This is a genomic window from Allobosea sp. LjRoot90, assembly GCF_964254315.1.
Taxonomy (GTDB): Bacteria; Pseudomonadota; Alphaproteobacteria; order Rhizobiales; family Beijerinckiaceae; genus Allobosea.
This window is the reverse complement of record NZ_CAXUTF020000013.1, coordinates 85,834-96,555: the sequence shown is the minus strand read 5'-3', so window position 1 is coordinate 96,555 and position 10,722 is coordinate 85,834. Positions and strand designations below refer to the sequence as shown.

Below are 10,722 nucleotides of genomic sequence, written 5' to 3'. Positions count from 1 at the left end.
GGAGATGACGTTTTTTCGACAGGGGCGCGCTTTTTTATCCGGCTCGCGATTTCTGCGGGTTTTTCGCCGTTTGGACGCCTCGGCGCAGCGCCCGTATCACCCTCGCAACGCTCTCGCCCGCAAACAGCCGCAATTCTTTCTCACAGCGGCAGGGTCTGCGTGCTGGCCCCTGTCGGGATCGACCCCGAGATTGATTCCAGTGCGTGACGAGGGCATGCTCTTCTCTATATAGGGTCCATGCTCATTCACGGCATCGAACCCGGCGCCCGTCGGGCGCTTCAATGGATTCGCCAGACGCCCGATGAACGCCCCTCCGGATCTGAGAGCGCCGCATGAGCCGCTGACGCCGGAAGCGGCGGCGCTGCTCGTGGATCTCGGGATCGAGCCGCCGATCACACCGGCCGGCTCCGCGCCAGCCGGCATGGATCGCCGCGGTGTCTCGCTGCGTTGGCTTGCCGCCTGCCTATTGGTCGGCTCCTGCGGAGCAGCATTGCTCGGCGGCGCCATTCTCGTCGCGGTGCGCGGCGACACCAGTTTCGCCGAGCGCCCCGAACCGATCACTCTGCGTCAGACCACCTCGGTCGGCGGTGGCGCTCGCAAGGGCGACAAGCTCGTCGCCGAGCAGCCGATCGCCTCCGCACGGCACACGCTGCGTGCACCGATGTCCCAGCGTATCGGCGACCGTGAAGTCATCCGGGTCCGCCCGTTCGTCAGGCTCTCGACCAACCTGTCGCTGACCAGCGGCGTCTACGCCACCAACATCCCGCCTTTCAATCCGCTGCGGCTCTTCGCCGAGGGAGCCCCCGGCAGCGAACGCTATGCCGAGCCGGTCACCGAGATGCCGGATGCGGACGTCTCGATCACCAAGCGCGATCTCGCCGATCTGCCGGTCACGCCGGGCAAGGCCAACCTGACCGATGCCGATGTGATCAATCAGATGGAAGAGGAGCGCGCCAATCTCGCCGCGGCCGACCGGCGGGCCGCCCTGCCGATCCCGCCGCAGCTGATGCTGAGCCGTACCCTTGCTCAAGGCAGCCAGGTTCCAGGTGCCGGCAACCTGCTCTCCTATGCGCCCGCGACCGACACTTCGTTCTCAGGCATCGAGGTCCGCGTCGTCCCGGAGAACGTCACGAACGCGCCGAAGACCCCGATCGCCGCTTCGCGCGAGCCGCTGGTCGAGGAGAAGCTGCTGATCACCCGCCGTGGCGAGAACTTCGAGACAGTCGTGCGCAATGCCGGCGCCAACCGCGACCAGATCGTCTCGATGATGAAAGCGTTCGATGGGCGGGTGAAGGTCGCTGCCCTGCCGGAGGGCCAGGTCGTGCAGGCGCTATTTGCGCCCGGCTCGCGCCCGGGCGAGCCGCGCCAGATCGTCCGCCTCGCCTTGCTTGAGAACGGGCGCCCCTCGGCAGTGATCGCGGTCAACGACAAGGGCCTCTTCGTCCCCGTGGCCTTGCCGAGGACCGAGACGATCGGCCCGCAGCCGAAGTCGCAGGCCAATTCGGAGGAAGACGAAGAGGATGAAGACGAAGGCGGCGGCACGGGCGCTCGCCTCTATGAGAGCCTCTATGAGACCGGACTGCGCCATGACCTGCCGCGTCCGCTGATCGACGAGCTCGTGCGCATCTTCTCCTACGACCTCGATTTCCAGCAGCGCGTGCGCGGTGGCGACAATCTCGAGGTCATCTTCACCGACGAGGACGAGGGCGAGCGCGCCGAGATCCTCTCAGCCACGCTCACCATCGGCGGCGAGACCAGGCAGGTCTTCCGCTATCAGGCGCCCGAGGACGGGCTGATCGACTATTTCGACCCTGAAGGCCGGTCGCTGAAGAAGTTCCTGCTGCGCAAGCCAATCACGGACGCCGAAATGCGCTCAGGCTTCGGCATGCGCTATCACCCGATCATGCGCTATTCGAAGATGCACACCGGCGTCGACTGGGCCAACAAGATCGGCACGCCGATCCTCGCCGCCGGCAATGGCACCGTCATCAAGGCGGAATGGGATTCCGGCTATGGCCGCCGCATCGAGATCCAGCACGCAAACGGCTACGTCACGGCCTATTCACACCAATCGGCTTTCGCCAAGGGCATCGCGCCCGGCGTCAAGGTCCGCCAGGGCCAGGTCATCGGCTTCCTCGGTAATACCGGCCTCTCGACCGGCCCGCATCTGCACTACGAGGTCATGGTCAACGGCAATTTCGTCAACCCGATGAAGATCAAGGTGCCGCGCGGCCGCGAGCTCGACGGCAAGGCGCTCGTCGAATTCAAGCGCCAGCGCGACGAGGTCCAGGGCCTGATCGAAAGGGCCGGAGGCCAAACCGCGCAATTGCGCTGACATTCCACCCCCGTTACAGGCCAGATGCTCTCCTCGCTGCTCATCGTTCTGCCCGTCTTCGGCCTGATCGCGATCGGCTATGCTGCGCGCTGGGTGAAGCTGCTGCGCGAAACCACCGGCGAGGGTCTCTCCGACTTCGTCTTCGTCCTCGCCGTCCCCTGCCTGCTGTTCAAGACGTTGGCGACAGCCACGATCCCGCCGGACCAGCCCTGGGGCTACTGGGTCTCCTATTTCACCGGCCTCGCGATCGTCTGGGTCATCGCTCAGCTCGTGGCGCGACAGCTGTTCGCCCGCAAAGGCCCCGAACTCGTCGTCTCGGGCTTTGCCGCGGCGCAGTCGAACACCGTCTTTGTCGGCGTGCCGATGATCCTGAAGGCCTATGGCGAAGCCGGCGCGGTCCCGCTCGGCCTGTTGCTCGCAGTGCATCTGCCGGTGACGATGACGGCTGCGACCCTCCTCGCTGAAGGCCGGGGCACGTCGCCGCTCCTGTTGCTCAAACGGCTGTTCACCCACCCGATCGTCGTCGGCATCCTGCTTGGCAGCGCAGCGCGCCCGTTCGTCGCCCTGATTCCAACGCCACTCTGGTCGATCGTCGACCTGATCGCGGGCGCAGCCGTTCCCTGCGCGCTGATCAGCCTCGGCATTGCGCTGAGGCGCTACGGCCTCGCCTCCGGCATCGGCCTGCCGGCGGTACTGAGCTTCCTCAAGCTCGTGCTGCACCCGCTGATCGTCTTCCTGCTCGCGACGAAGGTCTTCGCCATGCCCCCGGCCTGGGCGGGCGTCGCCGTGCTCTTCGCCGCCTGCCCTTGCGGGATCAACGCCTATCTCTTCGCCGAGCGCTACAAGCAGGGCGTCGCCGACGCGTCCAGCGCAATCGCGCTCTCGACCGCGCTCTCGCTCTTCACCACGATCGGCTGGCTGACCTTTCTGGGCGTCGGCTGAGCGAACTGGCCCTCGCCCGGTCGGCAACGATTCACGTGAAACCGAGCTGCCTTCGAATCGCCTCCGGCGTCATCCCCTGCGCCCGCAGATCGGCGAGGCTTTGCGACAACCTGCTCTTTGCAAGCTTCTGACCGCCCTCATCCAGCAGGAGCGCGTGGAAATGATAGCGCGGCGTCGCCAAGCCGAGCAGGCGCTGCAGCAAGACATGGATATCTGTCGCAGCTTCGAGGTCCTCACCTCGGACGACATGGCTGACGCTTTGCAGCGCGTCGTCGGTGACCACCGAGAGGTGATAGCTCGTCGGCACATCCTTGCGCGCCAGCACGACATCGCCCCAGCGCGCCGGATCGACCGCGACCTCGCGCTCCTCTCCATTGTCGTCGAAGAGGCGGTAGGTGAGTGCTTCGCCCGCCGTTCGCGCCAGGGCCAGGTCCATGGCGAGCCGCAGCACATGTGGTTCGCCGGCCTCAACGCGCCGCTGCGCTTCCGCATCGCTCAGGAGGCGGCACATCCCCGGATAGAGCGGCGCACCGTCGGGGTCGCGCGGCCAGGGCGTTCCGGCCTCGGCCTCGCGCCGCTTGACCGCGTCCTTCACCTCCTGGCGCGAGCAGAAGCACGGATAGACCAGTCCCATCGCATCGAGCCGATCCAGCGCCCGGCGGTAATCATCGAAATGCTCGGATTGCCGCCGCACCTCGGGCAAGAACGATACTCCGAGCCAGGCGAGGTCGTCATGGATGCCCTGCTCGAATTCAGGCCGGCAGCGGGCGCGGTCGATATCCTCGATCCTAAGCAGGAGCTCGCCACCAAAGCGCGCCGCCAGCCGCTCATTGGCCAGGGCCGAATAGGCATGGCCGAGGTGCAGCCGCCCGTTCGGGCTCGGCGCAAACCGGAAGACAGGGGAAGACGATGCCATCTCCTCCTGTCTATGGTTCGCCGCGAGCCTCGCCAAGTCCGGCCTCCTGACACAAGCCGGAACCGAGATCGGCGATAGAGCAATTCCAGCAAAAGTGCGTAGCGGTTTTGCGTCCGGAATTGCGTGAAACAAGGAGATAGAGCCTTGGAGGCGAACTTCCGTTCGCCGGAAATGCTCTAGACCGGACCAGCATGACGACAATCTCCAGCACAGCCGATCTCGAAGAGGGCATGGCGGTCCTCGTCGCTCTCGACCCCATCTGGGAACAGATCATCGCCCGCACCGGAATCCCGCCTTTGCGCCGCCGCGAGAGCGGTTTCTTGAGCCTCGCCTCGATCATCGTTTCGCAGCAGCTCTCGGTGGCGAGCGCGCGCGCCGTCTGGACCCGGGTCGAAAGCGTGCTCAGCCCCTTGACGCCGGAACGCGTCCTCGCTGCCAGTGATGAGGAGATGCGGCTTTCGGGCCTGTCTCGGCCGAAGCAGAAGACGCTGCGCGCTGTCGCCGCAGCGATCGCGGAGAGCCGGCTTGATCTCGCCGGCCTCGAGGCGGCGACACCAGAATTCGTCCACGAACACATGACCGCGGTCTCGGGAATTGGCCCATGGACCGCGGATGTCTATCTGCTGTTCTGCCTCGGCCATCGCGACGGCTTCGCCGCCGGCGACCTCGCGGTCCAGGAGGCGGCGAAGGTCGCCTTCAATCTGCCGACGCGGCCAAAACCTGCCGAGCTGGCCGAACTGGCGGAGGCATGGCGCCCGTGGCGCGGCGTCGCCGCGCGCCTGCTCTGGGCCTATTATGCCGCGCTGAAATCGCGCGAAGGCATCAACGCGTAGAGCAAAGCCCCTGGAATCAGCCCTTGATCACCTTGAGCGCCGCCTGGCTCGCCGCACGCAGCAGGCCGGTATCGCTCATCACGGTGACCAGCCGTGCGCCCAGTGCAACGCCTTCCTTGGCTCGCTCAGCCGTCGCGGCGTAGAAGGCGACCGGCTTTTTCACCGCATTCGCCCGCGCCACGATATGGCGCAGCGCGTCGTCGACCTCCTTGGCCGAGGCGTTGATGGAGGCGCCGCCCGACAGCGCGATCGAGAGATCGGACGGGCCGACGAAGAGCGCATCGATCCCGTCGATGGCGAGGATGTCATCGACGATCGCCATCGCCTCGCGGGTCTCGATCATCGCGAAGGTCAGCGAGAAGTCGTTGGCCTGCGTGAGATAGCTGTTCTGATCGAGGCCGGAAGCGCCGAGGCCGCCATAGCTGCCCCAGCTGCGCTCGCCGAGCGGCGGGTACTTGGCATAGGCCGCAAGGCGGCGCGCATCCTCGATCGTGTTGATCATCGGCGCGATCACGCCGGAGGCGCCGGAATCGAACAGCTTCGAGACGTTCTGGAACTCGCCGACCGGAATGCGCGCGATCGCCGGCTTGCCGGCAGCGTTGATCAGCGGGATCGCCCGGATGACCTCCGCCAGCGTGATCGGGCCATGCTGCATGTCGAGCGTGACCGCATCGAAGCCTTCCTGCGCCAGGATCGCGGCGATGCTCGGATCGGGCAGCCCGCACCAGGCGGAAAGCAGCGTCTCGCCCTTGGCGAGGCGATCAGCGAGCGAGGACAGCACGGTCGGCTTGGCGGCGGTCATGAGCGCATTCATCCGGTTGCCCGCTCTTCACCACTGGCGGGTCCACCGACCCTGAACCGAACCGGCGGTGAAAGGCAAACGCTGCGGCATGCGCCATGCTCAAGGGCGCAATGCGATGAAGGCCGCCTTGCGCCCGAGCGTTCCTCAGCGGCCGGACTGGATCTCGTCAGCGGCCTTGATCAGCAATTCAGTCATGGTCCGACGGATCTCGTCGTCGGCGACCGTGACGCTGCCTGCGGCGAAATCGGCCTTGACCTTGCGCAGCACGTCGTCGTCGCCGGCCTCCTCGAAATCGGCGAGCACGACCGACTTGGCATAGGCATCGGCATCGGCGCCGCTTTTGCCGAGCTTCTCCGCGGCCCACAGGCCGAGCAGCTTGTTGCGCCGGGCCGTCGCCTTGAAGCGCAGCTCCTCGTCATGCGCGAACTTGTTCTCGTAGGCGTCCTTGCGCTGGTCGAAGGTGGTCATCTGGTTCTTATCCTCTTCGGAGCGGCAATCTTGCTGCGGCGCGATATCAGCCTCGCCATATAGCAACGTGATGGCGGTGCGGGCTAGAGCCGGATCCGATCAGATTGAACCAATCTGATCGGCGAATCCGCCTCTCACTTTGAGTTCAGAGACCGTTTTTCCGATCAGCTTGCGGTGCAAGCTGATCCAACGCGGTCGAAACGGGCGCCGCGACCTCGCCTCCGGCGCTTTGTTGCGTTTGCAGCATGAAAGGCCCATATAGCGCGAGTGTGGCCAGTTCTTAGGAGCAAGGCCCGCATGAACCAGCCGGACCGGCGCGCCAGGATCGAACTCGACAGAGCAACGAGATTGCGCGAGAGCGTGCTGAAAAGGGCCATGATCCCGCCGCGGGCAACCGCGACCAGAGAGAGGCCGACCCTTTGGATTTCCTCAAGCCACGGTATATCCCGATGAACCGCCGCCGTCGCATCTACGAAGGCAAGGCGAAGGTCCTCTATGAGGGACCGGAGCCCGGAACGCTGATCCAGCATTTCAAGGACGACGCGACCGCCTTCAATGCCAAGAAGCATGAAGTGATCGACGGCAAGGGCGTTCTGACCAACCGCATCTCCGAGCACATCTTCAGCAACCTGAACGATATCGGCGTGCCCACGCATTTCATCCGCCGGCTCAACATGCGCGAGCAGCTGATTCGCGAGGTCGAGATCATTCCGCTCGAGGTCGTGGTCCGCAATGTCGCGGCCGGCTCGCTTTCGACCAAGCTCGGCATCGAGGAAGGCACGCAGCTGCCGCGCTCGATCATCGAATTCTACTACAAGAACGATGCGCTGGGCGACCCGATGGTCTCTGAAGAGCACATCACCGCCTTCGGCTGGGCGACGCCGCAGGAGATCGACGACATCATGGCGCTCGCCATCCGTGTCAACGACTTCCTCTCCGGTCTCTTCCTCGGTGCCGGCATCCGTCTCGTCGACTTCAAGATTGAGTGCGGCCGGCTCTGGGAAGGCGAGATGATGCGTATTGTCGTCGCCGATGAGATCAGCCCCGATTGCTGCCGGCTCTGGGACATCCGGTCGAAGGACAAGATGGACAAGGATCGTTTCCGCCGCGACCTGGGCGGGCTGATCGAGGCCTATACCGAGGTGGCGCGCCGCCTCGGCATCCTCGGCGAAAACGAAAAGCCGGGCCCGGCAGGCCCCCGGCTGGTGCAATAATTGCCGCGCCTGGTGCAGTGACCGCCGCGGCTACCGAGACTCTGATTGTCGGACGGGGGCGCTTGCGCTCCCGTTTGCGTTTCGGCGCGCTCGCGCTGGGAGTTCTGCTGATCGCCGGTTGCGCCGACCATTTCGGCCCCGGCCTGGTCCAGCTCGCCGCCGGCCGCGGTTGGGAGCCGTTGCCGATCCAGAACTGGGTGGTGAACGACGGCATCAATCCGAAGGCGATAGTTTTTTGCACGCCGCAGGACTGCCAGCGTCCAGGCGTCGCCGCGCTGCTGAGCTTCGAAGGCCGCGAAGCCGCTGACATGGCAAAGACGCTCGCCCTCAATCCGGCCCGGTTGGCACGCGAATTCTCGAAGCGCCCGAAGGCAAAGCAGGCCGACAAGCCGGCGAGCACGACCACCGTCTCCCGCTTCAAGCAGGAGGGCACCGATGGCATCCTCGTCGAGATCCGCGCCAAGGAAGGCGGCCGCCTGGCCTCGACCGCGATCCTCTACGCCCGCAAGGACAATACGCTCGCCATGGCGATCGCTGTGACGGATGACTCGCAAGCCGCCCAGGATTTCGCCCGCGCCACCTGGGCGAGCCGCTGATTCGGACATAGCCGTCAGCCTCGAGCCAATCGATCGAAGCAGGAGAACCCGATGGCAGATGCGCCACCTCTCGATCCGGAACTGGTCAAAGATTTCGTCCGCAGCGCGCACGGCAAGCTCGACAGGGTCGAGGCGCTCATCGCCGACCATCCGACTCTCGTGAATGCGGCCTGGGATTGGGGCGGCGGCGACTGGGAGTCCGGGCTCGGCGCGGCCGCCCATACCGGGCGCCGGGATATCGCCGATTTCCTTCTCGCGCGGGGCGCGCGAATGGACATCTTCGCTGCGGCGATGCTCGGGCATCTCGATCTGGTCCGCACCTATCTCTCTGCGGTGCCGACCGCTGTGCACGCAGGCGGTCCCCACGGCATTCCGCTCATCACGCACGCGAAGATGGGAGGCGCCCCGGCAGCTCCCGTCCTCGACTACCTGCAAGAGCTGCTTATCAGCTCTGCCGCCGCCGGCTCGGCGAAGAATGGTTGAGCCGGCATCGATTCACCGCTAAGGCACCCGAATAATCCCGCCTGGAGATCACGATGAAAGCCCGCGTCACCGTCACCCTCAAGACCGGCGTGCTCGACCCGCAGGGCAAGGCGATCGAGGGTGCGCTGAAATCGCTCGGCATCGACGGTGTCGGCTCGGTGCGCCAGGGCAAGGTCTTCGACATCGAGCTCGACGGCGCCAACAAGGCCGTCGCCGAGGCCGCCCTCAAGGCCGCCTGCGAGAAACTGCTCGCCAACACTGTGATCGAGAATTATCGCGTCGAGCTGGTCGGCTGACCGTCTGCCTTAGCGAGAAACCACCGACCATGATCAAGATCGGCCTTGCCGCCCTGCTCGCGCTCACCCTGGGTGCCTGCCAGACGACTGCCACCAAGCCGAAACGCTTGGCTGAAGGGGAGTTTGAGACCCCGATCAGAGCTGGCGAGACTCGGCTGCGCCTCCAGAATTTCGATCGCGAGAAGTGGCAGAGCCGCGGCATCGACACGCTGAGCGCGGCACGCACCGCCTTCGTCTGCCGGCCACTGGCATGTCCCGCTCCTTCGGTCGTGATCTACGCGCGTCTCAACAGCCCGACCCGCAAGCCCGATCCGCAGGCGCTGCTCAATCTGGCGCAGGGTGTAGCCGACAAGGCGGCACAAGAGGGCGCAACCATCACGGCTGCGCCGCGGACCGGAACGACCAAGGGCTTCCCCTCCTTCAGCTTCGCTTACACAAAGCAGCGCGACGGCAAGACGGAATTCGGCCGGGCGACCTCGGTTTTCGCCGGCTCGCTCGCATTCAACATCCTGTCGATCTCGCAGAACGAGGCGGCCACCGGCCGCCATCTCGACGAGTTCCTCAGAGCGGTCGAGATCGTCGATGGCGGTCCGCGCCGTACCGCCAGCCGTTGATAGGAAAGGGGCATCCCATGCGCGCCGCCGTCATTACCTTCCCCGGCTCGAACCGCGATGGCGACGTCGCCAAGGCGCTGCGCCAGGCCGGCGCGACCGTCGACCACGTCTGGCATAGCGATTACGAGCTGCCGGCTGGGACCGATCTCGTCGTCCTGCCGGGCGGCTTCTCCTATGGCGACTACCTGCGCTGCGGCGCCATCGCCGGCCGCGCCCACATCATGGACGCGACACGGGCGCATGCGGCGCGCGGCGGCCTCGTACTCGGCATCTGCAACGGCTTCCAGATCGCCTGCGAGGCCGGTTTGCTGCCAGGTGTGCTCGCCCGCAACGCCGATCTGAAATTCGTCTGCAAGCGCCAGCACCTCAAGGTCGAGCGCAACGACACCGCCTTCACCTCGGCCTATGCCAAGGGGCAGGTGATCGATGTCTGCATCGCCCATGGCGAGGGCAACTATATCTGCGATCCCGAAACGCTCGCCCGGCTCGAAGGTGAGGGACTGGTCGCGTTTCGTTACTGCGACGCAGACGGCAAGGTGACGGCTGAGGCCAATCCGAACGGCTCGCTGGGCGGCATCGCTGGCATCTACTCAGCCAGCCGCAACGTGCTTGGCCTGATGCCGCATCCGGAAAACCTGATCGACGGCCTCGTCGGCGGCACCGACGGGCGCGGCATGTTCGAAAGTCTGGTCGGCGGGAAAAAGGCCGCGTGAGCGAGGCGCCCCCGCTCGTCGAGGGCCGCCAGCCACTCGTCCCGGACTGGAGTCTCGTGCTGCCGTTTCCGATGGCCCGCCGCGTCGAGGATGGCTCGCTGGTCTTCTGGCATAGCCCGCGTGGTCTGACCTTCTGGCTCAACGCTTACGATGGCGGCGATCCGGATGATGCACTTGCCGAATGGCGGGAAATCCACGCCTCTGCCGCTTTCGATCTGATCGAGGAGCGCGAGACCGACTTCATCCGTTTCGCTTACCGCCTCAATGAAGCGGCGGAAGACGAACGCCAGCCCGCCTTCTACGGCTTTGCCTGCGCCCGTGACGGCGGGCAGATCCACATCGCCGGCTATTTCGATGAGCCGAGTCTGCTCGATGCCGTGCTCGCGACCTGGCGCAGCCTGCGCTTCGGCCCGCCGCTGCAGTAGAGCATTTTCAAGCGAAGTGGACGCCAGTTCGCATGAAGAAAATGCGATAAAACAAAGAACCAGAGCGTTTCCGCAATTTGGGAAA

The 10,722-nt window shown here is 65.4% G+C and carries 14 protein-coding genes; 11 read left to right on the top strand and 3 right to left on the bottom strand.

From position 1 onward, the window contains the following. From ACSQ3M_RS27910 to ACSQ3M_RS27900, 3 genes are all read left to right on the top strand, one after another. The coding region (locus tag ACSQ3M_RS27910; protein WP_436153339.1) for a hypothetical protein at positions 1 to 207 on the top strand (207 nt) is incomplete at its 5' end. Between the two features lie 94 nt (positions 208 to 301). Beyond that, entirely contained in the window at positions 302 to 2,335 is a 2,034-nt protein-coding gene (locus tag ACSQ3M_RS27905) for a M23 family metallopeptidase (RefSeq protein ID WP_436153338.1), read from the top strand. A gap of 24 nt (positions 2,336 to 2,359) precedes the next feature. Further along, the gene (locus ACSQ3M_RS27900; protein WP_436153337.1) at positions 2,360 to 3,277 is read left to right on the top strand and encodes an AEC family transporter; all 918 of its coding nucleotides are present in this window, start codon (positions 2,360 to 2,362) and stop codon (positions 3,275 to 3,277) included. A 31-nt stretch (positions 3,278 to 3,308) separates the two neighbouring features. On the opposite strand, the gene gluQRS is transcribed toward ACSQ3M_RS27900, so the two are convergent. Beyond that, entirely contained in the window at positions 3,309 to 4,193 is an 885-nt protein-coding gene (gene gluQRS / locus ACSQ3M_RS27895; RefSeq protein ID WP_436153336.1) for a tRNA glutamyl-Q(34) synthetase GluQRS, read from the bottom strand. Positions 4,194 to 4,384: 191 nt separating this feature from the next. Between gluQRS and ACSQ3M_RS27890 the strand changes: the two genes are divergently transcribed. Further along, positions 4,385 to 5,026: a DNA-3-methyladenine glycosylase family protein gene (locus ACSQ3M_RS27890; RefSeq protein ID WP_436153335.1), complete on the top strand. Its 642-nt coding sequence runs from the start codon at positions 4,385 to 4,387 to the stop codon at positions 5,024 to 5,026. A 16-nt stretch (positions 5,027 to 5,042) separates the two neighbouring features. Here ACSQ3M_RS27890 and ACSQ3M_RS27885 read toward each other — a convergent pair whose 3' ends face one another. Further along, complete coding sequence (locus ACSQ3M_RS27885) at positions 5,043 to 5,828, bottom strand: HpcH/HpaI aldolase family protein (protein WP_436153334.1); 786 nt, start codon at positions 5,826 to 5,828, stop codon at positions 5,043 to 5,045. A 144-nt stretch (positions 5,829 to 5,972) separates the two neighbouring features. Next, the gene (locus ACSQ3M_RS27880; RefSeq protein ID WP_436153333.1) at positions 5,973 to 6,296 is read right to left on the bottom strand and encodes a DUF1476 domain-containing protein; all 324 of its coding nucleotides are present in this window, start codon (positions 6,294 to 6,296) and stop codon (positions 5,973 to 5,975) included. 419 nt (positions 6,297 to 6,715) lie between these two features. Here ACSQ3M_RS27880 and purC point away from each other — a divergent pair, with 419 nt between their 5' ends. The 7 genes from purC to ACSQ3M_RS27845 all read left to right on the top strand — a co-directional run bounded on the left by purC (position 6,716) and on the right by ACSQ3M_RS27845 (position 10,637). Next, on the top strand, positions 6,716 to 7,510 hold the full coding sequence (gene purC, locus ACSQ3M_RS27875) for a phosphoribosylaminoimidazolesuccinocarboxamide synthase (protein WP_436153332.1): 795 nt from the start codon (positions 6,716 to 6,718) through the stop codon (positions 7,508 to 7,510). Between the two features lie 62 nt (positions 7,511 to 7,572). Next, complete coding sequence (locus ACSQ3M_RS27870) at positions 7,573 to 8,106, top strand: hypothetical protein (RefSeq protein ID WP_436153331.1); 534 nt, start codon at positions 7,573 to 7,575, stop codon at positions 8,104 to 8,106. 51 nt (positions 8,107 to 8,157) lie between these two features. Beyond that, positions 8,158 to 8,589: an ankyrin repeat domain-containing protein gene (locus ACSQ3M_RS27865; protein WP_436153330.1), complete on the top strand. Its 432-nt coding sequence runs from the start codon at positions 8,158 to 8,160 to the stop codon at positions 8,587 to 8,589. Positions 8,590 to 8,642: 53 nt separating this feature from the next. Continuing rightward, a complete protein-coding gene (gene purS, locus ACSQ3M_RS27860; protein WP_436153329.1) occupies positions 8,643 to 8,885 on the top strand; it encodes a phosphoribosylformylglycinamidine synthase subunit PurS in 243 nt (80 codons plus the stop codon). Positions 8,886 to 8,914: 29 nt separating this feature from the next. Beyond that, complete coding sequence (locus ACSQ3M_RS27855) at positions 8,915 to 9,499, top strand: hypothetical protein (protein ID WP_436153328.1); 585 nt, start codon at positions 8,915 to 8,917, stop codon at positions 9,497 to 9,499. 17 nt (positions 9,500 to 9,516) lie between these two features. Further along, positions 9,517 to 10,212: a phosphoribosylformylglycinamidine synthase subunit PurQ gene (gene purQ, locus ACSQ3M_RS27850; RefSeq protein ID WP_436153327.1), complete on the top strand. Its 696-nt coding sequence runs from the start codon at positions 9,517 to 9,519 to the stop codon at positions 10,210 to 10,212. Further along, the gene (locus tag ACSQ3M_RS27845) at positions 10,209 to 10,637 is read left to right on the top strand and encodes a hypothetical protein (RefSeq protein ID WP_436153326.1); all 429 of its coding nucleotides are present in this window, start codon (positions 10,209 to 10,211) and stop codon (positions 10,635 to 10,637) included. Before purQ ends, ACSQ3M_RS27845 begins: the two co-directional genes overlap by 4 nt. Positions 10,638 to 10,722 lie beyond the last annotated feature (85 nt).

What these genes read in the sequence shown, in the direction of transcription:
- ACSQ3M_RS27880 (WP_436153333.1), bottom strand. Translation starts at nt 6,296, where the DNA reads ATGACCACCTTCGACCAGCGCAAGGACGCCTACGAGAACAAGTTCGCG.
- ACSQ3M_RS27905 (WP_436153338.1), top strand. Translation starts at nt 302, where the DNA reads ATGAACGCCCCTCCGGATCTGAGAGCGCCGCATGAGCCGCTGACGCCG.
- ACSQ3M_RS27900 (WP_436153337.1), top strand. Translation starts at nt 2,360, where the DNA reads ATGCTCTCCTCGCTGCTCATCGTTCTGCCCGTCTTCGGCCTGATCGCG.
- purQ (WP_436153327.1), top strand. Translation starts at nt 9,517, where the DNA reads ATGCGCGCCGCCGTCATTACCTTCCCCGGCTCGAACCGCGATGGCGAC.
- ACSQ3M_RS27855 (WP_436153328.1), top strand. Translation starts at nt 8,915, where the DNA reads ATGATCAAGATCGGCCTTGCCGCCCTGCTCGCGCTCACCCTGGGTGCC.
- ACSQ3M_RS27890 (WP_436153335.1), top strand. Translation starts at nt 4,385, where the DNA reads ATGACGACAATCTCCAGCACAGCCGATCTCGAAGAGGGCATGGCGGTC.
- gluQRS (WP_436153336.1), bottom strand. Translation starts at nt 4,193, where the DNA reads ATGGCATCGTCTTCCCCTGTCTTCCGGTTTGCGCCGAGCCCGAACGGG.
- ACSQ3M_RS27885 (WP_436153334.1), bottom strand. Translation starts at nt 5,828, where the DNA reads ATGACCGCCGCCAAGCCGACCGTGCTGTCCTCGCTCGCTGATCGCCTC.
- purS (WP_436153329.1), top strand. Translation starts at nt 8,643, where the DNA reads ATGAAAGCCCGCGTCACCGTCACCCTCAAGACCGGCGTGCTCGACCCG.
- ACSQ3M_RS27865 (WP_436153330.1), top strand. Translation starts at nt 8,158, where the DNA reads ATGGCAGATGCGCCACCTCTCGATCCGGAACTGGTCAAAGATTTCGTC.